19 protein-coding genes and 1 pseudogene are annotated in these 26714 nt (G+C 48.0%); 5 read left to right on the forward strand and 15 right to left on the reverse strand.

Annotation, left to right across the window (positions count from 1 at the left end; all coding sequences use genetic code 11):
- The first annotated feature begins 49 nt into the window (after positions 1 to 49).
- The 3 genes from KIO97_RS15580 (at position 50) to KIO97_RS15590 (ending at position 3459) form a co-directional block, all read left to right on the forward strand.
- The gene (locus tag KIO97_RS15580; protein ID WP_285383380.1) at positions 50 to 1855 is read left to right on the forward strand and encodes an ATP-binding protein; all 1806 of its coding nucleotides are present in this window, start codon (positions 50 to 52) and stop codon (positions 1853 to 1855) included.
- A gap of 4 nt (positions 1856 to 1859) precedes the next feature.
- Positions 1860 to 3197 (forward strand): sigma-54 dependent transcriptional regulator, encoded by a 1338-nt coding sequence (locus KIO97_RS15585; RefSeq protein ID WP_285383381.1) that lies wholly within the window; start codon positions 1860 to 1862, stop codon positions 3195 to 3197.
- 79 nt (positions 3198 to 3276) lie between these two features.
- Positions 3277 to 3459: a hypothetical protein gene (locus KIO97_RS15590; protein WP_285383382.1), complete on the forward strand. Its 183-nt coding sequence runs from the start codon at positions 3277 to 3279 to the stop codon at positions 3457 to 3459.
- A gap of 36 nt (positions 3460 to 3495) precedes the next feature.
- On the opposite strand, the gene KIO97_RS15595 is transcribed toward KIO97_RS15590, so the two are convergent.
- The 9 genes and pseudogenes from KIO97_RS15595 to KIO97_RS15635 form a co-directional block, all read right to left on the reverse strand.
- Positions 3496 to 4857: a TRAP transporter large permease gene (locus KIO97_RS15595; protein WP_285383383.1), complete on the reverse strand. Its 1362-nt coding sequence runs from the start codon at positions 4855 to 4857 to the stop codon at positions 3496 to 3498.
- A 3-nt stretch (positions 4858 to 4860) separates the two neighbouring features.
- Positions 4861 to 5532 (reverse strand): TRAP transporter small permease, encoded by a 672-nt coding sequence (locus KIO97_RS15600; RefSeq protein WP_010649185.1) that lies wholly within the window; start codon positions 5530 to 5532, stop codon positions 4861 to 4863.
- Positions 5533 to 5650: 118 nt separating this feature from the next.
- Positions 5651 to 6646, reverse strand: coding sequence for a TRAP transporter substrate-binding protein (locus tag KIO97_RS15605; protein WP_005430879.1), 996 nt, complete (start codon positions 6644 to 6646; stop codon positions 5651 to 5653).
- Positions 6647 to 6861: 215 nt separating this feature from the next.
- Positions 6862 to 8331: a protein adenylyltransferase SelO gene (locus KIO97_RS15610; protein ID WP_285383384.1), complete on the reverse strand. Its 1470-nt coding sequence runs from the start codon at positions 8329 to 8331 to the stop codon at positions 6862 to 6864.
- Between the two features lie 171 nt (positions 8332 to 8502).
- Positions 8503 to 9318, reverse strand: coding sequence for a hypothetical protein (locus KIO97_RS15615; protein WP_050906807.1), 816 nt, complete (start codon positions 9316 to 9318; stop codon positions 8503 to 8505).
- Between the two features lie 168 nt (positions 9319 to 9486).
- Positions 9487 to 9570 (reverse strand): annotated as a pseudogene (locus tag KIO97_RS15620) (GlyGly-CTERM sorting domain-containing protein); the annotation flags it as partial.
- A gap of 289 nt (positions 9571 to 9859) precedes the next feature.
- A complete protein-coding gene (locus KIO97_RS15625; RefSeq protein ID WP_005430871.1) occupies positions 9860 to 11227 on the reverse strand; it encodes a TrkH family potassium uptake protein in 1368 nt (455 codons plus the stop codon).
- Positions 11224 to 11886 carry a TrkA family potassium uptake protein gene (locus KIO97_RS15630; RefSeq protein WP_005430853.1) on the reverse strand — a complete coding sequence of 221 codons (663 nt, stop codon included), beginning with the start codon at positions 11884 to 11886 and terminating at the stop codon, positions 11224 to 11226. Before KIO97_RS15630 ends, KIO97_RS15625 begins: the two co-directional genes overlap by 4 nt.
- Before the next feature lie 390 nt (positions 11887 to 12276).
- On the reverse strand, positions 12277 to 13512 hold the full coding sequence (locus KIO97_RS15635; protein ID WP_285383385.1) for a DEAD/DEAH box helicase: 1236 nt from the start codon (positions 13510 to 13512) through the stop codon (positions 12277 to 12279).
- Positions 13513 to 13694: 182 nt separating this feature from the next.
- On the opposite strand from KIO97_RS15635, the gene KIO97_RS15640 reads away from it, so the two are divergent.
- The gene (locus KIO97_RS15640) at positions 13695 to 15020 is read left to right on the forward strand and encodes a hemolysin family protein (RefSeq protein ID WP_285383386.1); all 1326 of its coding nucleotides are present in this window, start codon (positions 13695 to 13697) and stop codon (positions 15018 to 15020) included.
- 94 nt (positions 15021 to 15114) lie between these two features.
- On the opposite strand, the gene KIO97_RS15645 is transcribed toward KIO97_RS15640, so the two are convergent.
- Positions 15115 to 17076, reverse strand: a complete 1962-nt coding sequence (locus tag KIO97_RS15645; RefSeq protein ID WP_285383387.1) for a TonB-dependent receptor domain-containing protein — start codon at positions 17074 to 17076, stop codon at positions 15115 to 15117.
- 119 nt (positions 17077 to 17195) lie between these two features.
- On the opposite strand from KIO97_RS15645, the gene KIO97_RS15650 reads away from it, so the two are divergent.
- On the forward strand, positions 17196 to 17936 hold the full coding sequence (locus KIO97_RS15650; protein WP_285383388.1) for a 4'-phosphopantetheinyl transferase: 741 nt from the start codon (positions 17196 to 17198) through the stop codon (positions 17934 to 17936).
- A 17-nt stretch (positions 17937 to 17953) separates the two neighbouring features.
- Here KIO97_RS15650 and KIO97_RS15655 read toward each other — a convergent pair whose 3' ends face one another.
- The 5 genes from KIO97_RS15655 to KIO97_RS15675 form a co-directional block, all read right to left on the reverse strand.
- Entirely contained in the window at positions 17954 to 18895 is a 942-nt protein-coding gene (locus tag KIO97_RS15655; RefSeq protein ID WP_285383389.1) for a hypothetical protein, read from the reverse strand.
- Positions 18888 to 22835 (reverse strand): enterobactin synthase subunit F, encoded by a 3948-nt coding sequence (locus KIO97_RS15660; protein ID WP_285383390.1) that lies wholly within the window; start codon positions 22833 to 22835, stop codon positions 18888 to 18890. Before KIO97_RS15660 ends, KIO97_RS15655 begins: the two co-directional genes overlap by 8 nt.
- A gap of 33 nt (positions 22836 to 22868) precedes the next feature.
- On the reverse strand, positions 22869 to 23759 hold the full coding sequence (locus tag KIO97_RS15665) for an isochorismatase family protein (protein WP_079401096.1): 891 nt from the start codon (positions 23757 to 23759) through the stop codon (positions 22869 to 22871).
- 64 nt (positions 23760 to 23823) lie between these two features.
- Complete coding sequence (locus KIO97_RS15670) at positions 23824 to 25443, reverse strand: (2,3-dihydroxybenzoyl)adenylate synthase (protein WP_285383391.1); 1620 nt, start codon at positions 25441 to 25443, stop codon at positions 23824 to 23826.
- A complete protein-coding gene (locus KIO97_RS15675; RefSeq protein ID WP_285383392.1) occupies positions 25440 to 26660 on the reverse strand; it encodes an isochorismate synthase in 1221 nt (406 codons plus the stop codon). Before KIO97_RS15675 ends, KIO97_RS15670 begins: the two co-directional genes overlap by 4 nt.
- Between the last annotated feature and the right edge of the window lie 54 nt (positions 26661 to 26714).

The raw sequence follows: 26714 nt of genomic DNA on the forward strand, positions 1-26714 counted from the left end.
TATTAACATTTTCTTACGTGGTGAAAACAATATGTAAGGGAGCGCAAGGATGTCGCAAAAAAGTCGTATTCTACTGATTTTTTTCGCCTTCTATTTCCTTTGTGCCTTCGTTGGTGGGCATTGGGTTTGGCAGACCAGCTACCAATCTTTGCTCGATAAACATCAATCCCAGTTAGAGCGGTTCTCCAGCCATATTCAGAACAAGTTAGATAAGTACGCGCACATCCCTCACCTGCTCTCCAAAGACGAACCTTTGGTTGAAGCCCTACTCAATCCAGACAACAGTGCCCAACTGGAAATCACTAATCGATATTTAGAATCGGTCAACAATGTCATTGCCGCTTCAGACACTTATTTGATCGACAAATGGGGCACGACGATAGCCGCCAGTAACTGGCGCAAGGAGCGTTCGTTTATCGGCCGCAACTTTGCTTTCCGTCCCTACTTCAAACAGGCGATTGTCGGTCAGCGTGCTGAATATTACGCCCTCGGATCTACCTCAGGAAAGCGCGGTTACTACTACTCCTACCCAATCGTCTATGCCGGGGGCGTGCTTGGTGTCGTGGTGGTCAAAATGGATTTAAGTAAGATAGAAGATAACTGGCAACACCCCAAAAGCGTCTTTGTTGCAAGTGACCCAAATGGCATTGTGTTTATGAGTAGCCGGAGTGACTGGCTATTCAAAAGCTTACAGCCACTCGACGATCCAAAAGCTGCAGAGATTTGGGCTAGCCGCCAGTATTTAGACACCACCATCGAGTCACTGGGTTTTGTTGGCGATATGGGTTTGGCGCATACAGAAGCGAAGCAAGGCTCCCCATACAATCGAGGAACACTGGTGGTTTCTTCTCTCCCTCTGCAAGATCTCAAACTCACCATCCGAGTGCTATCTCCCAAGCAATCAGTAGTTTGGATCACCATGGGCTATTTACTCGTGTTAACACTTAGCTTCACGGTTCTATTTTTGGTTGGCCAGCTCGTCTACCACCGTCAACAACGCCAGCGTCAAATTGAGCGAATCCAACAAGAAGCCAATCAGAAACTTGAATACCAAGTGATGGCGCGTACCGCTGAGTTACAAGCCGAGATTACTCAACGCAGCGAAACCGAACAAACCCTGCGTCAGACTCAAGACGAATTGGTTCAAGCGGCCAAGTTAGCGGTGTTGGGGCAAATGTCAGCCAGCATCAGCCATGAACTCAACAATCCATTGGCGGCTATTCGTAGTTTCGCTGAGAACGGAAAACTGTTCCTCCATAAAGAGAAGTTCGACCATGTTGAAGATAACCTTACTCGCATCTCAGCCCTTACCGACCGAATGGCTAACATCAGTCAACAACTGCGGTCTTTTGCCAAGAAAACCAGTGGTAATGAGTTGGTTCACACTCAGCTACTACCCGTCATTGCTTCAGCAAAAGAGTTGATGAAGCCTGCTTTAAAATCAGCACGAGTGACCCTAACAACCAATTTGTTAGGGCAGGATGTCGACGTTCAGGTTAATACGATTCAACTCGAACAAGTGTTAGTGAACTTAATCACCAATGCGATAGAGGCACTTAGAGAGCAAGAAGACAAACAAATCGAGCTGTCCGTGGTTCAAGACCGCGAGACCAAACTCGTCTGGATTCATGTGGACGATAACGGTTCAGGATTGGGTGATTTTACCCTTTCAGAACTGTGCGAACCCTTCCTTACCACCAAACAAAATGGCTTGGGGCTAGGGCTTTCTATCTCCCAACAAATCTTAGCCAGTATGAATGGCAAATTAAGCGCACAGAATCGAGAACAAGGCGGTGCTCGATTCTCACTCTGCCTACCTATTGTTACACCGCTCGCCGCACAACCAGAAGGATGAGACCATGTGTCAGGTGTTTTTTATTGACGACGAAGCCGATCTCAGACTGGCCATCGAGCAAACTTTTGAGCTGGCGGATATCGATGCCAAGTTTTTTCCGGATGCTGAATCGGCTTTAATTGCCATGCAGCAAGGCGAAGAAGCGGGCGTCGTGATCACCGACATCTGCTTACCGGGAATTTCTGGCATGGACTTGCTGACCACACTCACTCAGCGCGATTCAAACCTCCCCGTCATCATGATCACCGGACACGGCGATATCTCCATGGCCGTACAAGCTCTCCATCAGGGCGCTTACGATTTTATCGAGAAACCTTTTGCGCCAGAGCACCTAGTGGAAACCGTTAAGCGGGCCATTGAGAAGCGAAAGCTCACCAATGAAAACGAAAAACTGCGCCAGTCACTCAAAGCAAGTAAAACCCTTGGTCCGCGAATCATTGGCGAAACCGCAAGTATCCAAATGCTGCGTGAAACTATCACTCACATTGCCGATACCGATGCGGATATCTTGTTGTTTGGTGAAACCGGTACAGGTAAAGAACTGATTGCTCGGTCTCTTCACGAACAAAGTAATCGCCGCAATCAAAACTTTGTTGCCGTTAACTGCGGCGCGGTCCCAGAAAACCTTATCGAGAGCGAACTTTATGGCCATGAAAAAGGTGCGTTTACTGGAGCAGAAAGTCGTCGCATTGGTAAGTTTGAGTTTGCACAGGGCGGTACACTGTTTTTGGATGAAATCGAATCTATGCCGATTCAGGCACAAATTCGTTTGCTAAGGGTGCTTCAAGAAAGGGTGATTGAACGTGTTGGCTCGAACGAATTGCTGCCGTTGGATATTCGAGTCATTGCCGCTACTAAGGTCGACTTAAAACAAGCGGCAGAGGAAGGCACATTTCGTCAGGATCTTTATTATCGCCTCAATGTGGTCACTCTCGATCTACCGCCAATGCGCGAGCGCAAAGAGGACATTCCTGCACTGTTCCATCACTTTTTATTGGTTGCCGCGTCTCGTTACGGTAAAACCTCCCCTAGTCTCTCCTCACAAGATTTGGCTCAGTTAATGGCCCATGACTGGCCGGGCAATGTTCGTGAGTTACGCAATGCGGCGGAACGATTTGTCTTACTGGGTAAATTAATCCAGTTGGGAGATACCGCGTCGACCTCGTCTTCTTCATCTAGCCTTGCGGAGCAGGTAGCGGAATTTGAGAAAGCGGCGATTGAAAGTGCATTACTGGAGAACAGCGGCAGTATCAAACAGACCATGGAACAATTGAATGTGCCTCGAAAAACCCTGTACGACAAAATGCAACGCTATCAGATAGATAAGGATCTATATAAATAAAACGCAGTTTGCGGTTTGTCGTTATATCCAACTTGAATCATACTTTTTATAACAACGAAAAGATGGCTTAAACGGATATATGACAGAAAAGATCAAAATCCCCGTGATCACCGATACTGTGATGGTTGACGGGCATTATCAAGAAGAGAGGCGCTCGGGAGAAGACCGGCGTAAAAACAAAAAGAAATGGCTCGGTTACGAGCGTCGAGTGAAACCGGACCCAAGAAGACCAGCCTATAAATCCCTAGATGAAGAGGTGTGAATAGTCACACCTCTTTGTCTTTATGGCTAAAAACCATTACTTAGTGATGATTTCTGGCCCCATCAATGTCGTTGGCAACCAAGTCGATACCCAAGGCACGTAAGTGACGATAATCAGGAAGAGGAACATCACCGCCACCCATGGCAATGCCGCTTTCACCACATTCATCATCGACATCTTCGCCACACCAGCGGTCACAAATAAGTTGAGCCCCACAGGCGGGGTTATCATGCCTATCTCCATGTTCACCACCATCATGATGCCAAGGTGGATCGGATCAATACCCAGTGCAATCGCGATTGGGAACACCAACGGTGCGACGATGATGAGCAAGCCAGACGGCTCCATGAACTGACCGCCAATCAGCAGCAACACGTTAACCACAATTAAGAAGGTAATCGGCCCTAGACCCGCCGATAGCATAGATTCGGTGATCATTTGCGGGATGCGTTCTTCGGTAAGCACGTGCTTAAGAATCAGAGCATTAGCAATGATGAACAGCAACATGATGGTCAGCTTGCCTGCTTCATACAGCGTATGCTTAGTATCTTTATGAACAAACGTTTGGAAGATTTTAACCAATGCAGGTTTAGTGTTCTGCTTGTCAGCAAATGGCCCCATGTCTTTGTAGACAAAGTTAGCAATGAAGAATGAATACACCGCCGCCACCGCCGCCGCTTCTGTCGGCGTAAAGATACCGCCGTAGATACCACCAAGGATGATCACCACCAGCAATAAACCCCAACTTGCGTCTTTGGCGGCATCGAAGGTTTCTTTCCAACCAACAAAAGGTTGTTTTGGCAGGTTCTTGATTCTCGCGGCAATGTAAATCGCAATCATCAACATCACGCCCGCCAGTAACCCCGGAATAACGCCACCAAGGAACATACGCCCAACCGACACATCCGTTGCAGCGGCATACACCACCATCACGATAGAAGGTGGGATCAAAATGCCCAGCGTTCCCGCATTACAGATAACACCCGCTGCAAACTCTTTCGAGTAGCCGTTCTTGATCATACCAGCGATAACAATGCTACCAATCGCTACTACGGTTGCAGGGGATGAACCCGATAGCGCCGCAAACATCATACATGCCACAACTGACGCCATCGCTAAACCGCCGCGGAACCAACCAACAATAGCAATCGCAAAGCGGATAATACGCTTCGCCACGCCACCGGTAGACATAAAGCTTGAGGCCAAGATAAAGAAGGGAATCGCTAACAAAGTGTAGTGGCCAGCAAACGCGTTAAACAATGTCTGGGCAACGGAAGCCAAAGACGCATCCGAGTGCATTAATAAGAAAAGAATACTGGAAAGGCCCAGCGAGACAGAAATTGGCACACCGATCAGCATGAAGCCAATCACCATCAAGAATAAAAACAGAATATCCATGATTTACTGCTCCTTGCGATCTGATGATGAAGAACCATTTGGAATCGCGTCTGCGGCTTCACTGAGTTCTTCTTTTAGCGCTTCTAACTCTTCCTCGGCTTCATGACCTGCAATCAAGCGGTCCAGTTTGCCTGTTGCGATCTGCCAAGTGATTTGCACAAAACGGAAAGTGAGTAGCGCCATACCAAGGGGCAAAGCAAAGTAAGGAATAAAGCGAGGCAGCTTCTCATAGCGCTCACCTTCATTGAGCCAATCGGCTAAAAACTGAAACATCTCTGGCATCGGGATATCGTCGGTTTCATACCATGCACGCTCAGTGACAAACGGATACCAGTAGTTCCAAGAACCGACCAAAAGCAGAATAGAAAACGCTAAGCAACCAGCAGCTGCAAGCAGTGCGAGGACTTTTCGTTTCGGCTCCGACACCATGTTGATGATGACATCGACACCAATGTGAAAGTGCTTCTTCACACCATATGATGCGCCAACCAGAACCATCCATGCGAACATGAATACCGTCAGTTCCAGTGCCCAAAGAATATTGTCGTTAAAGACATAGCGAAAAATGACATTGGCAAACGTCAGCAATGTCATCGCGCCAAGAAAAAACGCAATCAACGTCTCTTCAATGGCATCGGTGATCCGCCCTGCCTTGGCAAAAAAAGTCTGTTCCATAATTACATCACGTCATTATTGGGAGAAAAGGGCCCTCCTCCCCATGAATGAGTACACGAGGGCCAATCGTAGTGCTTTGTATTTTTACTTATTTACCCAAAGAGCTTGGGCGTGTTGATTATTGGTTGGATGCAAGTGCCGCACTAATAAGATCTGAACCAATGTCTTTCTCAAACTTCTTCCACACAGGTTGCAATGCAGTTACCCACTCTTGACGCTGCTCCGGCGTTAGAGTGCGCACCACACCACCCGCTTCAATGATGTTGTTCTTGTTAGCGAGGTTCACTTCTGTCGACTCCGCATTACGCTGAGCCGTCACTTCTTGAATGATGGTATTGAGCTGTTCACGCTGATCGGCTGGTAAGTTTTTCCAGAAGTCGTTCGATGTCACCACTAGGTAGTCCAGAATGCCGTGGTTGGTTTCGGTAATGCCATCTTGGACTTCGAAGAACTTCTTACCGTATATGTTCGACCATGTATTTTCTTGACCATCGATAACCTTAGTTTGAAGGCCACCGTACACTTCTTTGAAAGACATCTTTTGTGGGTTTGCACCAAGCTGTTCGAACTGAGCAACCAATACGTCTGAAGCTTGTACACGGAACTTCAAGCCTTCTGCATCGCTCGGCACCATCAATGGCTTGTTGGCAGACATTTGCTTCATACCGTTATGCCAGAAAGCTAAGCCCTGTAGGCCACGTCGTTTCATTGCATTTTTCAGCTTTTCACCTGATTCCGAGTTTTGGAAACGGTCAACAGCCGCCACATCCTCGAATAGGAAAGGAAGGTCAAAGATGCGGTACTTCTTGGTGAATTTCTCAAACTTTGAAAGAGAGGGGGCAGCGAGTTGAACATCACCATTAAGTAGCGCTTCAAGCACCTTGTTATCATCGTACAGTGTCGAGTTAGGGAAAACCTGCATACAGACTTTGCCATTCATCTCTTCGTTCACGCGCTTTTCCAGTAACGAAGCAGCAATGCCTTTTGGATGCTTATCTGTGTTGGTTACGTGACTGAACTTGATCACGGTTTCACCAGGGTCACAGTTTGCGGCAGCGTTAAAGCTAGTGATAGCCAGAGCAGAAACAGACAATAGAGTTAGAGGCTTAAACATTATTATTCTCCTTGTTGAATCACATCCCATCCTTTCCATGAACACCTAAGTGGGTAGAAGGTGATGGGTACGGATGTTCAACAAAGAGCAAGTTACAGACCAAGTCGATTACTTATTACTATTCAGTAACTTAAATAAAAATGAAAAATTATTGGTGAGGATAAGGGGTTAAATCCACCCACGCGCACAAGCTCAATGGGTGGAAAATGACACATTTACGATGAACAGCTGATTTCCATTTTCTTACCCCACTCGGGCGGCAACTTGGCATAATCATCAAACTCGGGCTGTTCATCATAAGGACGCTTTAATAGCTCAGCCAGTCGGTTTACTTCACTGAAGTTCCCCTCCTCTGCCTTATCGATGGCAAGTTGAGCGAGGTAGTTGCGTAAGATGAACTTTGGATTCACTTGGCGCATGCGCTCACAACGTTGCTGAACAGTGACGCGCTCACCGCACTCGTCTACTTCTAACTCACAACGAGCGAGATATAAGTCTACCCATGCACTTGCAGCTTCTCGATCAATAAACAAATCAATCACAGCTTGAGGCGATTTAACGTCGAGGTTAGACAACTCACGAAAGAAGCGAGTGTAGTCAGCTTTATTTTGATTCAACAACTCAAACATGGCTTCAAACAAGCGGCCGTCTTCGTCCACTTTGGTATGAAGACCAAGTTTGGCACGCATCAACTCACTGAATTTTTGACTCAGACGCACTTCAAACTTCCCTAGTGCAGCCTCAAGATCTTCTCTCTGTACAAGAGGCGACAAGGAATGCGCCAAAGCAGAGAGATTCCACAGAGCAATACGCGGTTGCTGTTCAAAAGCGTAACGGCCTTGGTAGTCCGAGTGGTTGCAGATGTAATTAGGATCGTAGTCATCAAGGAAACCAAACGGCCCGTAATCAAAGGTTTGCCCTAGAATCGACATGTTGTCGGTATTCATCACACCATGGGCAAAGCCGTAAGCCTGCCAGTAAGCAATCATCTCTGCGGTTTTCTCTACAATAGACTCGAACATGGCTGCGTATGGCTTCTCGGCTTCTAAGCTCTCAGGGAAATGCCATTCAATCACTTTGTCTGCTAACAGCTTTTGCTCAGCAAGTTGATTGGTGTAGAAGAAGTGCTCGAAGTGACCAAAACGGATGTGGGTTTCTGCAACACGAATCAGTAGTGCGCCGTATTCCATCTTCTCGCGATAAACGGGTGTATCGCTGTCCATCATACCCAACGCTCTGGTGGTGGGAATACCTAGCCCCGCCATTGCTTCACTGCACAGATATTCCCGGATCGTAGAACGCAATACTGCTCGGCCATCGCCCATTCGAGAATAAGGGGTAAGACCGGCCCCTTTCAGGTGAATGTCGAACCAAGTGCCATCTTGATGTTGCATTTCTGCCAGCAGCAAACCACGACCGTCACCCAAGTCTGGATTGTAAACACCAAACTGATGGCCCGCATACTTCATTGCTAGAGGAGCAAATGGCGCAAAATCCACTTGCCCAGAAAACACATTCAATAGCTCATCGTTTTCGGTGGCTGGTAAACCAAACTGCTGAGCAAACTCACCATTCCATACCACCCAGCGGGTATTGTCTAAGAGCTGCGGGGTAACGTAGGTGAAAAATGCTGACGGCAATTCACTGAATCGATGGGTGAAATTCACCCCTTCCCAGTTGGACATTGTGATTCCTTAAATATGGCTTCCTGTAAAAGAGTATACGCCGTGTATGCGTTCGCCTTCAGCCACGAATTGTGCATGGGTATTTGCTAGGACTGGAAAATGAGAGTGGAAGATAATCAAGAACTGAGATGCCCCGCCACAAGGAAAGTACGACGGGGCGAATAAGCGAGGTTAAGCCGGGAACTCGTCGTTACTCTGTTGAAGCTCCTGTGCGCCCTTAAACTGAGCACGCTCGATATCCACAATCTTGCGGTAGCTCAAAGATAAAAGTGCGATTTGGAAAGCACCAAAAATACCGAAGATCACGCCAGATACGATCAGTGCCAACAAGTGAGAAAACTCAGCGAAGACCAATTGGCTAGCCGTTCCCACCAATAACGGAATCAAGCCCATCAAGATAAACACTTGCTTATTGAACGGACGACTTTGTCGCCAAGCATTGCCCAAACTGCGTGGCTCTCGGTCCAAGGCAGTTGCAGGTAAGACCAATGACCAACGAGAAAGAACCCAGTATCCTGGAATACTCAGAACCAAAGTGATCGCCTCTAATGCCAGATGACTAATATCTCCGCCTTCGAAGACGACAAAAAACGTCACTAAGAAGATGGGTAGTGCGATGATCAACCCCATTGCTAAGCCAAACAAAATCCACCAGCCAATAAAGCGCAGCTCGCGCATGGATAGACGCATCACATCAAGAGCGGAACGCATGTATTCACGAGCAAGGTAAATACGGTGAATACGAACCGCCGCCATCGCTGCAACTAGCGGGTACAAAAGGAATGTTGTAATAAAAAAGCCGGGACCAAAGTTAGAAAAATCGGGCTCTTGCGAGCCTTGGACCAAAGCTTCTTGGTATTGGGTGATAAAGATAGTGTGCACCACAATCAAAGGAATACAAGCAATGACAATCGCGAGCAAATTTGCCCTGACCATGACGATTGCCTCTCGGCAAATAGCCGCAACAGAAAACGAATTATCAGACATAAAAATATCCTTACTTTTATAAGTATCTAGCCATAGACTACGCCTCAAAAATAGACAGCGCGTAAAAATAAAAGTGAAACTCATCTCATACTAAAAAGATTGACGAGTTTATCGTTGGAACAAGAAATAAGAACAAAGCCACTCGAAGGAGTGGCTTTGAGATATCGATTAAGCGCGACGACGCCAGCCCAACAGTGCTAACAGCATTAACACCCAGTAAGAAACACTGCCTCCGCCGCCTGAGCTACCGAAGTCATTGTGGAAGTCAGAGTCATTCGATAACACATCAATCATGATGCTCTTACCTTACTCCAAACTACGGCTCCATGAGTTCAATGCGCAGATAACGCATTTCATACGCAAATAAAACAACAAGTTGCACATAATAGAACTATCGAATACTACAGATTTCAATCAATATTGAAATACTATCGCCACAAATAAATAGAAATTATTCTCATTTATTTGATGAATTTATAAAAACGCGAGAGGCGGTTAAACCACACTCTCGCGTAATCGTTTTTTGATGATTAACCTGTTATTAACCAGTCAAGACATTGTCTTCTGGGTACTTGATCAGAGTTGGCTCAGGACGTGCGAGCATATACGCCAACGTCAAAGGTCCGATACGTCCGATTATCATCACCACAATCATGATGTACTTACCCGGCTCCGACAATTCAGCCGTTAAACCAGCGGTAAGGCCAACCGTTGCAAATGCAGAAATGGTCTCGAACATCACCTTATCGAAGGCCGCTTTCTCCGTGATCATCAATAAGAACATTGCGGTCGTTAGGATAGCGCCACTGACCACAATGATGGCCAGCGATTTCGTCACCGTTTGCCAGTTTACTGTGCGCTTGAAGATCACCACATGTTTCTTCTGGCGTAAGAATGCCCATGTCGCCATAAATGCCACAGCAAAGGTCGATACCTTAATACCACCACCCGTTGAGGTAGAACCCGCACCAATCAGCATCAACACAATCATTACCAACAAAGCAGGCTGGGTAAACTGAGCCAAATCGACACTGTTAAAACCCGCTGTTCGCGCACTGGCTGATTGGAAGAACGCCGCTAGCCACTGCCCTGCCACAGGTAAAGATTCCATTGTGTTTGGGTTATGCCTCTCCAATAACCAGAACATCACAGTACCAACAGCCAGCAGCACTGGCGTGGCAATGAGCATGATTTTGGTATGCAGATGCAAGAAGTGGAAACCTCTGCGCCAATGCAGCCATAAATCACCAATGACCGTAAAGCCCAAACCGCCGAAGATAAACAAACCCGCTAGTGTAAAAATAACCACAGGATCATTCACAAAGCTCATCATGCTATCGGAGAAAAGTGCGAAACCGGCATTATTGAAGGCCGAGATAGAATGGAACAGCGCATAGAACATGCCCGTTTGCCAGCCCATTTCTGGCACCCAGCGAAACGAAAGGAAAATAAAACCAATCGTCTCAGCAATCAGTGCGAAGATAACGATTTTCTTCACCAGCTTACGCAGATTTACTTGGCGATCTTGACCCAAGGCATCTTTGGCTAACGCTTGTTGTCGAAGGCTCAAACGAACCCCAAACATGTAAAGCAGGACAGCAGAGAGGGTCATTTGCCCTAACCCACCAACTTGCATTAAAAACATCAGCAGAATTTTACCTGCCAAAGTGAAGTGCTCACCCGTATCCACCACACCTAGGCCGGTCACACTGATGGCCGAGGTTGCGGTAAATAATGCATCGGTCAGTGACAAACCGGTAACAGAGAACACTGGTAGCGTGAGCAGTACAGCAGAAGGCAATAACACACCGAGAAAGCTCAGCAATATAATGCGCGGTTCGCCACCTTTCGCTTTATCTCGTTTGCCATCTGGGACGTAAAAAACGCCTCTCTGATGAAATTGCTTCATAGTGATTTCAACTTGCTCGCAAGTTTATCTTGAGGACCAACGACAATAATGAGGTCGCCGATTTCTAATGTGGAATTCAGGTCAGGCGCCTTGGTGATCTCAGGGCCGCGTTTAAAGCCAAGCACTTGTACGCCTTCCACTTTACACAGCGCAAGGTCACCCAGAGTTTTACCCATCCAGCGCGAGCCAATGACAAACTCAGTCATCGCTAGGCCGCTGCCAAGTGGATGGAACTCAAGTACGCGTTTATCAAGCATCTTACGCGCAACACGAATCCCCATATCACGCTCAGGCATGATGATGTGGTCTGCACCAATTTTTTGCAGCACGCGTGCTTGGAAGCGATCGTTCGCTTTGACCCAAACCGATTTCACGCCCGCCTCTTTCGCAATCAGCGTCGCAAGAATGCTGGCATTCACATCGGCACCAATGGCAATCATAACCATGTCATAGTCGTCGAGTTTGAGTTCAGCTACCGTATCTTCTTGAGTACAGTTTGCCACGATGGCTTGACTCACGAACCCCGCCGCCTCTTTCACTCGGTCTTCATTGATGTCTACCGCCAAAACCTGTGAGCCGGAATCCTGCAGTTCTTTACAAACAGCCAAGCCAAAACGACCCAGACCAATTACCGCAAATTGCTTATCACCCGTTTTCATTCGTGCCTCATTTATGCGTTGAATAGCAGGCGCGAAAGTCTGCGCCTATTCCTCACCATCTGCAAACAAGACGACAAAAAATTGACAAAACCCTAACTCAGACTTTCGCACTCAATGTCTGTAAAGCGTAAGACACAATGATTGAGTTTTCCTAATTATTCGCAAGTAAATCAAAAGAATAGCCACCAAGTTCACACTTAGGGCGGGGTCATATTCATCGTCCATTCAAAGCCGCTGCTTTTAGCCAGCAAACACCAATTCGTCTGCTATGGAAAGCATGCACCAACGAAAAATCAAAAGTAATAGACTGAAATCAAAAACAAAAAAGCCACATCGAAATGTGGCTTTATCTCTATGAAGACAGGTTTGATACAAAAACAAACGTGCAGATTATTTAGAATCGCGCTTGTCGCCATTATCACGACGAGGACGCTGATCTTGCGGTTTTCGCTTGTTCTTTGGCACGTAGTTTAGAATTGAAATTGGCACAGGCTTTCTTGGTTCAAAACCTTCAATTTCTACACGCTCTAATAAGTGGCCAAGACGGCTTTCAATCATGCATAGGTTTTTGAAATCGTCTTTCGATACCAATGAAATCGCTTCACCCTGCGCGCCAGCACGACCAGTACGACCAATGCGGTGCACGTATTCGTCTGCCGGGTATGGCAAATCGTAGTTGATCACCACTGGCAAGTTGTCGATATCGATACCACGTGCCGCAACACCCGTTGCAACCAGATATTGAATTTCACCCGCTTTGAACTGTTCAATCAGCTCTTGGCGAACGCGTTGGTTGCGACCACTGTGGAACGCTTCGGCCACGATGCCGCGCTTCTCTAACTGAGTCACCAACTTCGCTGCGCCGTGTTTAGTTTCGATGAATACCAATACTTGTGACCAGTCGTTCTCGTTTAGCATGTGGCTCAATAATGACGACTTCATGTCTTTATCAACCGTGGTGATCCACTGCTTGATGTTTGATTTTGATGCGCTGTGCTTCGCAATCGAGATTTCTTCAGGATCGACAATCGCGTTCTTCGCCAAATCACGCACTGGGTTTGATAGCGTTGCAGAGAACAGCAAGCTTTGAATGTCTTCTGGCATGCAATCGACGATCTTATCGATCGAATCGATGAAGCCCATATCCAACATTTTATCGGCTTCGTCCAGCACCAGCATTTCCACTTCATCAAAGTGAATGGCGCGTTGGCCGTAAAGGTCAATCAAACGTCCTGGCGTACTTACGACAATATCAACGCCGTCAATCAGCGCTTGTTTTTGCGGTGCGTAATCCACACCACCAAACATCGCCATTGAACGCAACGGTAAGTTCTTACCGTAAGCTTCGATGCTTTGGTGTACTTGAAGTGCAAGCTCGCGCGTCGGCGTTAGGATGATCGCACGTGCACGCTTTTTACGTTGCGTTTCACCTTGGCTCAATTTTTCTAAGATTGGCAATACAAAGCTGGCGGTTTTACCCGTACCTGTCTGTGCTGCGGCAATCAGGTTGCGACCACGCAGAACAATAGGAATGGCTTTTTGTTGGATAGAAGTCGGTTTTTCATAACCCAGCGCCTTCACAGCATCTGTGATAGGAGCGCTTAAACCAAGCTTAGAAAATGGCATAGAAACGTCTCAACGAAGAAATGGGCGCGTAGTGTATCAGAATCCGTCTTAAGTAACAGAGTCATTCACACCAGCAAGTTGGCTGGCTCGACAAACAAATTCTATCCTTTTCATTGCACATTTGATTGTTACAGCGTGATGATTTATTCACCACTTCACGTTTCTGCTAGATAAAGCTAGCTATGCTCCAAAGGTGTGCATTACTGGAAAACTTCATGGACATTTTATTACTGGTTGGATTAATTGCGCTCAATGGTGTGTTTGCCATGTCTGAGATTGCCTTGGTCACAGCTAAAAGCGGACGACTGAAAAAGTTTGCCGAACACAGCGCTGCAGCCCGCCTCGCCTTACAACTAAAAAACAATCCCACACAGTTCCTCTCTACCATCCAAATCGGTATCACAGTGATCGGTATCCTCAGCGGTATCTTTGGTGAAGCTACACTCTCGGTTCCGTTTGAACACTGGCTCGTCACACAAGGTATCGAGCGCGAAGTCGCCACCGTACTCGCTACCGCCATTGTCGTTGTCGTCATCACCTACTTCGCCATTGTGATAGGCGAATTGGTCCCAAAACGTTTTGCGCAAAACAATGCCGAGCGTATTGCGGTTATCGTCGCTTATCCTATTCATTGGTTAGCGAAACTGACCACACCATTTGTCTTGCTGCTGACGACCTCTACTGACGCACTACTCAAGTTGCTGCGCCAAAATAATAATGGTGAGGTGGTCACAGAAGAAGACATTTTTGCCGTGGTGAGTGAAGGCTCGGAAAGCGGTGCGATTGAACCGCAAGAACAACTGATGATCCGTAATTTGCTGCACCTCAACGATCGCCTTGCACTTTCGCTAATGACGCCTCGCTGCGATATGCATTATCTCGACCTCGATTTACCCCTTGAAGAAGCGCTCAGAAACTTGCGTCAAACGCAGCATTCCGTTTGGCCAGTGTGTAAAGGCGGGCTGGACAACATTATCGGTACGATTTCTTCCAAAGTCTTGCTGGATGAATACAACGAGCTGTCGATTTCTCGCTTGGCTAAGTTGCTCAAACGTTCACGCTTTGTGCCAGAATCGATGAAAGGCTTGCCACTGCTCAACTATATGCAACAAACCAGTACCGAAATGGTCTTTATCGTCGATGAATATGGCGATGTGCAAGGCTTGGTGACTCACCATGATTTACTCAAATCCATAGCGGGAGAGCTGGGCATGGCGCCACAGCATATTTGGGCGAAAAAACAGAAAGACGGCAGTTGGCTGATGGATGCTCTAATTCCGCTTAACGAGCTGAAATACAAACTTGAACTCAATGCCATTGAGGGTGAAGAGAGTGAGGGTTTTCAAACCTTAAATGGCTTTTTGACTTGGTTAATCGGGCGAGTACCGACTCAAGGTGAAACGGTTGACTATCAGCGTTGGCGATTCGAGATACTGCATGTGAAGAGCAATCGTATCGCTCAGGTTAAAGTCACAGAAACCATCAAAGAACTTGAGGCTGAATGTTAAACATTCATGATATAGACATGAAAAAATAGCCTCTGCGTAGAGGCTATTTGGGGTTTCAATAAAACCAGTAGTGTCAACGAGGCCAACAGCCTAATTAGAACAGGTACGTTGCGCTTACGTACGCACTGCGGCCTTTCTCAGAGTAACCGTAGTAATCATCTTCATCATCCAACTCGACGTCAAAGATGTTGTTCAAACCCGCTTTTAGATTAAATTGTTGGAAATCGTAACCCACACCCAAGCCAACAAGCGTATAGCCATCGACAGTTTTGTTTTCACGTCTTTGGTTAGTGATGACTTGTTTACCAATGTAGTTCGCGCGAGCAAAGGTGGTGAATGAATCGAAGACTTCCCAATTGACATCTAGGTTTGCCAAATGCTCAGGTGTTTTAGTTAGCTTATCACCACTGCTCTTGTCTTTCGCGTCCGTGTAGGTGTAGTTACCTTTTAGGTTGATGCTATCGGTAATGTCATACCAACCCTCTAGTTCAAAACCTTTGGTCTCCGCTTTGCCGATGTTCTGATACGTGAAAATAGGCGTTTGACCCACCGAACCTACTGGCTTAGTTAGGTCTCGCTCAATCTTGTTCTTCAAGTCGGTATGGTAGTACATCAGACCAACACCCATCGCTGTTGTCTCATACGCTAGGCCAGCTTCGTAGCTTTCTGATTCTTCCGGTTTTAGATCTTCATTACCGGTTAACCAACAACGGTTACCACAGCTGATCACGCGAACTTGGTCGCTGCTTTCCATCATACCCGGAGCACGGAAGCCACCACCAAAGCCACCTTTCAGAACAAACTCATCCGTAAAGCTGTAAACCGCGTAAGCACGAGGGCTAAAGTGGCTGCCATACACTTCATGAAAATCTTGACGACCACCCAAAGTCACAGCCAATTTATTGAGGTCAAACTCGCCTTGAACAAAGACCGCTCCTTGATAGTTGTCGATATCACCCGACGGAACATCACGGCTATTTTTCAGCTCCGATGTGCGGTACTCACCGCCGAACACCCATTCGTGCGAATCGTGCCACAAACCAGAAAGTTTAAAATCAAGTGTGTTGTTTTGTAGTTCAACGTCCGCTGCACCATTGGTATACGCCGTACTCGCATCATCCAGTTGCATGTTTTCGCCGTACAGACGCACTTGCGAATCTACCGTATCCCAAGCGCCTTCGTGGGTCAGGCCGTAATTCCAACGCGTGGAATCTTGAGTGTTCGTCTGTGAACCTGAGCGAGGGTGAACCCAATCTGCTTCGCGCTCATCGTTGGTGTAAATCACATCCGCGATCAAACGTTGCTCTTCTGTCAGTTGCCAAGCAAGCTCACCAAAGACGTTCGTTGTGTCTTTTTCTTCTAACGCATCGAAGTCTGGATTCGTGTCGGTACGCCATGGGTCACGAGCCGAACTTTCCACAATAATACTACCTTCAACATTCTCTGAGAGACTGCCGCTTGCGTACGCGTGCCCTTTCAAGCCGTCACCACCATCGCCTTCAAGGATGCTCTCATACTGCAAACCCACCGAGCCCGATAGTTCTTCTGTTGGCGCCTTCAAAATGACGTTAACCACACCACCCATGGCTTCAGAACCATACAAAGAGGATACTGGGCCGCGAACCACTTCAATGCGTTGGATAGCGCTCAGAGGAATGCTCGATAGGTCAAAGTCGTTACCACGGATCAACGCATCCTGAGAATTGATGCGACGCCCATTGATTAGCACCAAAGTGTGTTTAGAATCTAGACCACGAATACGAATGTTATTACGACCGTAAGCGGTGCTGCTCAGTACGCTAACACCTGTCGCACTGCGAATCGCTTCCGAGATATCCTTTACTGGCATCTTCGAAATGTCATCGGCGGTGATCACCGAAACGGAAGCTGGCGCGGTTAACTCAGAGTGCTGAGTAAGCGACGCGGTTACCACCATGCGCTCCATTTCCACCACTTCGTCTTGATCGTTCGCAAGCGCAGAGCCACTGAAGGCTGTCAAAAGCGCTCCCGTTAAAACAGAAGGCATAAACATGGGCTTTTTCACTGAAGTTTTCACTGCATTTCCTTATATCTATTTTATCAATCATTTAGGCTCGAAAACTCTAAAGAATGAATGTATAAATGGCAATCATTAACATTCGCATTCAAACCAAAGGTTTGAGCTAGGTTTTATTTTTGAACGGCAACTTATTGAAAGTGACACAATTGAAAAACGAAGCGCCAGACAGTCCCCTCGCCCCTTTTCATCTTCACCTAGAAGGTGCCAGTCCAAAGGTTTATATCGTGCAAGCCACACCGGAGATGTACTCTCAAGTGGGCCTTCCCGAAGAAGAAAAACACATTCAAAAGGCAGTAGTGAAGCGCCAACGCGAGTTCAGAGCTGGGCGCCACGCGGCGCGGTCTGCCATGCAAAATTTGGATTTATCCAAACCGAATATGACGGAGATGCCGATCCTGACAGGTCACTTTAGAGAGCCCCTTTTTCCAAGTGATATCAGTGGCAGCATCAGCCATACTGATGGCATTTGCCTTGCCGCGTGTGCCCAAAAAAACGAAGTCGCCAGCCTAGGAATCGATATTGAAAGCAATACCGCGCTTGCCGAGCACCTTTTCTCTTCCATCTACACTCGCGATGAACAAGCACTACTCAACCGTACTAACGATCTGCCTGATACGCTGATATTCAGTATCAAGGAAAGCATTTTTAAGTGCTGCTTTCCCTTCGTTCAGGTGTACTTCGATTTTCTCGATGCACAGATTACGTTAGAGCCCAAGAACAAACATTCAGGGCAATTTAGCTTTGAGTTGATTGGCCACAACCAAGACGCATTGAAGGCAAAATTGCCAAATCTCTCATTTCATGGACACTACTGTTTTGACCAGCAATACGTGCTCTCGCTGTGCTACTTTTCCTAATGAATTTGTCATGTTTGTTATTCGATGACCTTTTTGATCACCATCTGCTGCCGCTCATTGACTAGCGGCAACCGTTGTTCTAACCGCGACTTCCACATCAGCGGTACGTTCGCACCATGTGCGTCCAATTGACGACTTTGCGGCCCTAGATACCAATAAGCATCCACCAATTTATCCAGCGAAATAAACGCGTAAGGGTTGGCTGGTGGTTTCTTCGGGATCAAATCGAGGAACGACTTTTGGCTTAACTTAGGCTGCGTTGTCGCATAGATGCCATGTTCTGTATGACTGAACTCACTCGTCAGAATGTGCGGCCACACAGACACGTAACGCTGAGCAAACTTCTGCTGAGCCAAATCACCAAACGTCTTGTGCTTGGCCATAAAACCTAACGTCGGAGAACGCTTGAGAATGTGTCGCGCACCAACAAGCACCACAACACCTCGGTCACTCTTCACCGCTTGCTTCTCGACACCATCGACTAACGCTTGATCACGTTGGGCATTAATCTTTGCCAACTCTCCCGCATGCGCGATGTCTTGCCATTGGAAAGAAGGCTCTGTCAGCACAACGTTGATAGGCACCTTGCGCTGTGCATTCGCTGCTCTTAAACGTTGGAAGAACTGGCCATAACACGGGTGTAACCAAGCTGGAAACGCAACCGAATCCAGCCACACTGCAGCCAGTTCTGCATCGGTAACCATCTCGCCCATTAGGTAATTGTTGAGTAAAGCTTGATGCTTGGCGTTACCAAACTCGATAAATAAATGGGAAAACATCCCATCGAGTTCCGCCTCCAACAATACGTCGGTCATCTTTTCGAACAACTCGCCATACCAATGCGCTTCGCCAATCGCCAAAATGGCGCCACCTTCCAATTTGGCTTTGAAGAAAGTCAGAGGGGAAATCATCCCCTCCAACTGAGCGTTCGACCTAGATTGTGTTGACGAATCAAACATCGAACCTCTCTCTTAGCTCTTTCACCATGTGGGTACCAATCAAACGCAGCATCTCTGGACGCATCATGTCACGGTGCAAACAGGCCACATCAACCACTTTGAGGTCGCCCTCCATGTACTTGAACCAGCCATTACGATCGAGGAACGACTCTTCTGGTGGCTTCTCAGCGTTGAAGAACAGCACATCACCTTGGTAGTGGTAATCCACCGCATCGCGTACACGCTGGTTGTTGTTGATCACCACCTCAATCATGGCTGTGATGGTCTCGGTGCTCAGGTGCGCCATGGAAGAACCTGCATCTTGCAGGATGTCGATCACCTCTGGCTTAGTGATGCTGGAATGCGCGGCTTCATCAAACTCAACCCCCGCCATACGAATCAGAGCACCAAGCGCTTGCTCTTCTCCCGGTGGATGAATGGTTTGCCACTGCTCTGCAGGGTAAGAATCCAGCAACGTGACTAAGCCCACCTCTTGGCCTTGCTCTTGTAAGATGCCCGCCATTAGGTGAACAATCATGCCGCCAATCGACCAACCCAGAAGATGGTAAGGTCCAAAGGGTTGCTCTTCACGAATCGCAGCCACGTAGTCTTCTGCCATCTCCTTCATGCTCTTTGGTAATGGTGCAGAAGGGTCACCAAGGTTACGAGCTTGGACACCATAAAGCGGAACATTAGACGGAATGATTGGCGTCAGTGCCGCGTAACACCAACTTAGACCACCAGCGGGGTGTACACAGAAGATAGCGGCTTTGCCTTCACGCTTACGCAGCGGTAACAAAATGCTCAGTGCATCATCACTTTCGCTGCCGTTGAGCTTGGCCGCGATACCGGAAACCGTTGGCGATTCAAATACCGCCGCCAATGACAACTCAATCCCCATGATTTCTTTCACGTGGGCAATCAACTGCGCAGCCAATAGGGAGTGCCCGCCAAGCTCGAAGAAGTTGTCATCCACACCGACCGCAGGCAGATCCAATAACTGACAGAACAACTTACACAAACGCTCTTCAACTAAGTTACTTGGCCCCTTGGTACCGACTTGACCAGACAGATCCGGCTTCGGTAGTGCGCTGCGATCCAATTTGCCGTTAGGCGTTAATGGAAAGGCTTCAAGCTCAACAAAGTAGCTCGGCACCATATACTCTGGCAGTGGTTCCGCGAGGTACGTTTGCAATGCATTGCTATCGATACCCTGCTCAGTATTCTCTGCAGTGACGTAAGCAACCAAGCGTTTGTCGCCGTCATTGTATTCCTGAGCCAACACTGCCACTTGAGCAACACTTGGATGGTTGGCCAAGGCATTCTCAATTTCTTCCAGCTCAATACGGAAACCGCGGATCTTGACCTGAAAGTCACTACGGCCACAGTACTCAATCGCACCATCTTCACGCCAACGAGCCAAATCGCCCGATAGATACATTCGGCTACCTTGTGGACCAAATGGATTTTCGATAAAGCGTTCTGCCGTCAGTTCTGGCTGACCATGGTAGCCTTGTGCCAATTGACGCCCAGCAATGTACAAGTGCCCTACCACACCCGGCGGTACTGGGTTTAATGCATCATCAAGAATGTAGATTTGCGTGTTCCACACTGGACGCCCGATTGGAATCGACGTGCCTTCGGTATTGGCTTCACTTGGCCAATAAGTCACATCCACAGCCGCTTCTGTTGGGCCATAAAGGTTATGCAGAGGCGCGTTGAATGCTTGGTAATAGTGATTAACTAACTCGATAGGCAACGCTTCACCGCTACAGAACACTTGGCGTAAGCTTTGACATAAATCGGGGTCCGCCTGCTGAACAAAGATTTGCAGCATAGATGGCACAAAGTGCAGTGTGGTGATCTTCTCGCGATGAATAAGATCTTGCAGATAAATCGGATCTTTGTGTCCGTCCGGTTTCGCGATCACTAAACATGAGCCAACCATCATTGGCCAAAAGAACTCCCACACCGACACATCAAAGCCCGCAGGCGTTTTTTGCAACACGCGATCTTTCGCAGTAATCGGATATTGGTCATGCATCCATAGCAATCGGTTAACGATCGCATCATGGGTGACCACCACACCTTTTGGTTTGCCCGTCGAACCAGAGGTGTAAATCATGTAGGCCGGAGAGTGCGGCTCTGGCTTCACTTGCGGAGGCAGTGGCTCGACTCTTTTGTAAATGGTTGGCAGAGTGTCATCATCGACCAGTTTCACTTCCACACCTTGCGGCAACTTGTCTTGCAGTGCCGACGTAGAGAACACAAACTTAGGCGCAGAGGACTCTAGCATGTAGTGAATACGGCCCTCTGGATAATCTGGGTCCACCGGTACATAAACCGCACCTGCGGCCAGAATCGCCTGCTGTACAACGATCAACTCTTCACTTCTTGGCACACACACCGCGATGCGATCACCCAGAGTAACGCCTTCTGCCGTCAGCCAGTTGGTCAACGAGTAGACTTTTTTCGCTAACTCTTCGTAGCTGAGCTTTTGGCCTTCAAAGATTATTGCTGGTGAATGGGGGGTAAGAATACGCTGCCTTGCCAACAGAGCGGCTAACGTCGTCTCGGGTACCTCGTGGTCAGTGTCGTTCCAAGTTTCGATGACTGTCTCTCGCTCACCAGCAAGAAGAATATTGATATCGCTGACTTGGCAAAGAGCTGGATCTTGAGCTTGCGCGCTTGCAAAAAAGTCGCTCATAAAGTGGAACAAGCGCTGCTGATGCTCGTGAATGTCTTTCTCGGAATACAGCTCTGGATTAGCATCCATATCGATATGAAGCTGACCACCAAGCTCGTAACAATAAAACGAGATATCATCCACTGGACCAGCCGACAAGTTATGCGCTTTGGAATTAAGCTCGCCAAATTTATGCTCGTATTCAAACGGCATGATGTTAACCAAGGGACCAAATAGGTTACGGTTGTCTTTTACCAAGTTAAGCTCACGGTGAAGCTCTTCATAACGGTAGCTTTGGTGACGACGAACCGAGGAAAACTCTTGGTTGACCTGTTTGACCAGCGTCTTAATATCTAAGCCTTGTTCAAAGCTAACGCGCACGGGCAAAATGTTCACGCGCATCGCTGGGGTTTGAATCGCAACAGAACCTAAACGCCCCATCAAAGGCACACCAAGAACAACTTCATTAGAACGCGTCATACGGTGCACATAAGCGGCAATGGATGCAATGAGCACGCTGTACCAGTGGGTGCGACACTGTTTCGCCAGTGATTCCATGCGTTGGAAATCGTCGACTTCCATCGCGCCTTTTAAACGTAAAAAACGGTCTGATGTAACGGTCGGTTTGCCTGCGAGGTTGACGGTATCTGAATGGTCTGCGTAACGTTGAAGATAGAAAGCGCGATCTTTTTGGTATTTCTCCGACGCTTTGTAGTCGTCGTCTTCTTTTAGCAAGGCTTGCTGGTCGACAAACTCGATCTTGTCGAACGGTTTCCCCTGAGCAAGTTGGCCATAAATATGTGCCACGCGTCCCGCTACCAAGGACATGCTGTAGCCATCAATCGCGATGTGATGCAGCGAAAGGAACCACACGAACTGGTCTTCTGAAAGCTTGAGCAATGCCATAACGAATAATGGGCCTTGCTCTAAATCAACAGGTTGTTTCAGCTCTGACTTCATCCAATCAACGGCTGCATCAAGCGGTGCATCTTGTTGTGAGAAATCGATTCGCTCTACCTGCCAGTTTTGGCGGTCAATCACCATGCGCGGGCCTTCGGTGGTGGTGACAAACTTAGCGTGTAAGGAATCTACTTCATCAATCGCCGTTTTAACCGCTTCAACAAAACAGGGCTCATCGACCTTGCCATCAATCACTAGGTATTCACCCGTCTTGTAAATTGGATTTTCTGGATCGCGCAACTGGGCAAACCAAATCCCGGCTTGGGCATCCGTCAGCGGCAACAGTTGCTCCGCTGTATATGGTAAATCGTACATGTTCATTCCTTTGTTTTTCTTATTCTTTGGCTGCTAAGTCCGTTTCTTCTCGATCAGTTGCCACCAATCTTGCAAACTGGGTTTGGCAGCCAGTTCCATAAAACTCACATCAAGTCCCGCTTGTTGCCAATCACTCACCAGCGACATCATGCGAACGGAGTCCAAACCGAAATCCAACAGGCTATCTTCTGGTGTCATTTCATCGACTGGCACTTCTAGCAAAGCAGCCAATTGCTGAGTTAAGTGGGGCTGAGATTGAGGAATAGAGAAATCATCACCGATCAACTCATCGGCACGGTTTACCTGAGACAGGAGCTGCTGTTTATCCAGGACATAACCGCAGCGGCCAGCAACGTAGTTGAGCGCCATGTCATGATCATCAGAAGAAAAATCCGCCACCGCATCAGACACCATAAAGGCTTGAATATCGGTCATGAAGGCTTCTGCTGCAGTTTGCAAACAACCGATGTGAGCGTAAACACCAACGATGATCAACTGATCGCGTCCCGTCTCATCCATCATGGATTTAAGCGGCGTGCGCTGGAATGCGCTGTAACGCCATTTGGTGTAAACAATATCTTGCTCGGTAGGCGCTAACGCAGGAAAAATGCGAGTCATGCTGTCGTCGGCTTTTAAACCCGGTCCCCAAAAATCTGTCAGCAATGCGCGATCTTCTTGCTTTTGGTCACCAGGTTGCGCGGTATAAACCACGGGGATCCCTGCATCAATACAGGTTTGCTTGATCGCCTGAATATTACGCGTCAGGGTTTGAATCAACTCGCTGTCGACATCATAGAAATTGAGGAAGTACTGCTGCATGTCGTGAATAAGTAACACGGCACGCTGGGGGTCTACAGACCAGTTAACACGGTTTTCTGGTATCGCCTTGGGCAATGGGTAACCAGAGAGAGAGGGAATGGCCATTGGGCTTGTCTCCAAAATATTAAAAAAGCTCAGCGTCCCAAAAGCCTTTGCGACGCTGGGTTGGTTAAACGAGTTCTAATAGCTTGTTTTTATTTATTTTTCCGACGGGAGTTTTCGGCAGTACATCAACAAAAATAACGCGATCGGGGATCTTGAAGTCCGCTAAGCCGCGATCTCTTAAAAAGCGTTTTATTTCAATCACTCTAGGGTTCTGTTCTGGGCAAACCAAGGCTGCGCAACTGCGCTCACCTAAGTAGTCATCCGGAATGGCAATCACGGCGGCATCGTGCACCGAGTCATGGGCAAGCAGATGGTTCTCGACCTCCTCCGCAGCTATCTTCTCTCCACCACGGTTGATCTGATCTTTATCGCGCCCCACCACCTGTAGGTTGCCCGCTTCGGTCAAAACGACAATATCGCCCGTGCGGTAATACCCTTGCTGAGTAAAAGAACGCTGATTATGCTCTGGCGCGCGGTAGTAGCCTTGAATAGTGTAAGGGCCACGCACGAACAAAATCCCCTCTGTTCCTTGCTCAACGGGGTTGCCCATTTCATCAAGAACCAACAGCTCATCCGCTGGCGACATCGGCCGACCTTGGGTAGAAATGATTTCAGACTCGGGGTCATCCAAACGGGTGTAGTTTACGAGCCCCTCTGCCATGCCGAACACCTGCTGCAAGGTACAGCCCAATTCTGGTCGTACTCGCTTTGCGGCTTCTTCACTAAAACGAGCACCACCCACTTGCAACACTTCAAGGGAAGTAATGTCATGTTCCGTCCGCGCTGCTTCATCGAGCCATAAGAGTGCTAATGGCGGAACCAAAGCCGCCACGGTAATTTGGTATTTCTTAATCAAAGAAAACGCCGTCTGAGGGCTAGCGTCTGGTGTTAACACCACGGTGCCACCAGCCATTAAACAGCCCAATGCACCTGGCGAGCTAAGCGGAAAGTTATGCGCCGCAGGCAACACACAAAGGTAACGAGTTCGATCTGAGAACTGGCAAACTTCATTGCTGGCACGAACGCTATAGAGATAGTCGCTATGAGTGCGCGGGATCAGTTTTGGCGTGCCTGTAGTTCCACCAGAAAGTTGGAAGAACGCGAAGTCTTCTCCCTGTTCTTCATGCAGTTCTGCTTCGTTTGAATAAAGACTATCGAGAGTTAGGCTACCAGTAGGCATTTCGCTCGCTTCACCCGCCCAAACAATGCTGGTAAGACTCGGCAATTCAGCCGCAACTTGCTGCGCGATATCAGCCGTGTTCACACCTCGCTGCGGTGCAGTAATCAATACTTTTGCCTCAGTAAAATGACAAAAGTATCGAATCTCAGAATAACGATGCGCTGGCAAAGCCAGTACGGGCTGCACACCAATTTTGAGTAGAGCGAAGAAGCTAAGATAAAACTCCCCAATGTTCGGCAGATGCAACACCACTTTGTCTCCTGGTTTGAGACTCAGCTTGGTTTGGAAACCTGCCGCCAGTTGGTCGACCTGTTGCGCCAAAGATTGATATGTCCACTCGCGCTCGCCATCTACCAATGCCAATTGCTGTGGCAGTCGAATAGCGCTGGCTTGTAACATTTGTGGGATCGTTTGATCTGTCCAGTAACCAGCTTGGCGATATTGTTCTGCTCGCGCTTCTGGCCATGGGGTAAAGCCGGATGCTTGCATGGATTCGTGACTCATTGCACCACCTCCATGTTTTCACGGATCTCGATGCCCAACGCATTGAGGACAGTGCGCATCTTGTTACCGGTTTCTTCCAGCTCACTTTGTGGCTCAGAGCCTGCCACAATACCAGCGCCCGCGTATACTTTGAGGCGTTTTTTCTCCACCTCCGCACAACGGATCACGACCACCCATTCACCATTGCCACGAGCATCAACCCAACCAACAAGACCGGTAAAGTAACCGCGGTCAAAAGGTTCAACATGACTAATAAAATCGTAAGCTTGCGCCGTCGGATAACCGCATACGGCTGGCGTTGGGTGCAGTGCACTTGCTAACTTCAACACACTCGTATTTGCATCCGATACCGTGCCCTCGATGCGAGTCGAGAGGTGAAGCATGGCTTTGGTTTCTATCACCGATGGCACCATTGGCACATACAGGTTATGGCACCAAGGCTGCAGCGCTTTCTCAACCGCATCCACCACCACAGCATGCTCATGGAGATCTTTTGCGCTCTCCATCATCAGCTCACCTTGCTGCTGGTTAATGCATTCGTTGTCACTGCGTCGGCGAGAACCCGCCAGAGGGTTGGAACAAACGTGTGGGCCTTTACGTGACACAAGCAGTTCAGGGCTCGAGCCCATTAAGTACGCGTCAGATTGACTGCCACCAATACGGGTAGAAAACGTGTAGCCACCTGGGTTTTGTTTGAGTAAGGTTTTCAAGAGGCGTGCGCGGTCAATTTCCTCTTCCGTATCGACCTGCATGGTGCGTGATAACACCACTTTATCCAGATCAATGTCCTCTCGACAGCAGCTTGTCGCCGCCAACTCAACACTGCGCATGTACTCTTCAGGAGTAGGAATCGGTTGGATCGATGAAGGTGGACAATCAGCAACCCCATCCACATCAGAAACTTTATCCGGTCTGATTGGTGACGTCGTGATGAGACGGTCTGGGACGATAAGGTGCACCGGGTTGTGTTCAGAGAACGGAATCACTCCCACCGCAATGGGGTTTTGGTTTCCCGCATCCTTTGCCGATTCAAGTAATTGACTGATGTGAGTATCTAACTCGGAGAATTTCACCTGTTGGGAAAATTCTGCGGCAATGCCTTGGGTAAGTAAGGTCACCGTCGGTGAGCTAAAAAAGAACGAAGCATCATCCGTATGAGCATTAAGAAACTCGGTGAGCATAGTGCTACTTCCCATTGAGTTACGAAGCATAATCATCTCTCAAGCTTTATTAAACATAGCGTTCCAAATGAGATCCCTTCTCATTTGACG

Source organism: Vibrio sp. B181a (genome assembly GCF_030248375.1).
GTDB lineage: Bacteria > Pseudomonadota > Gammaproteobacteria > Enterobacterales > Vibrionaceae > Vibrio > Vibrio campbellii.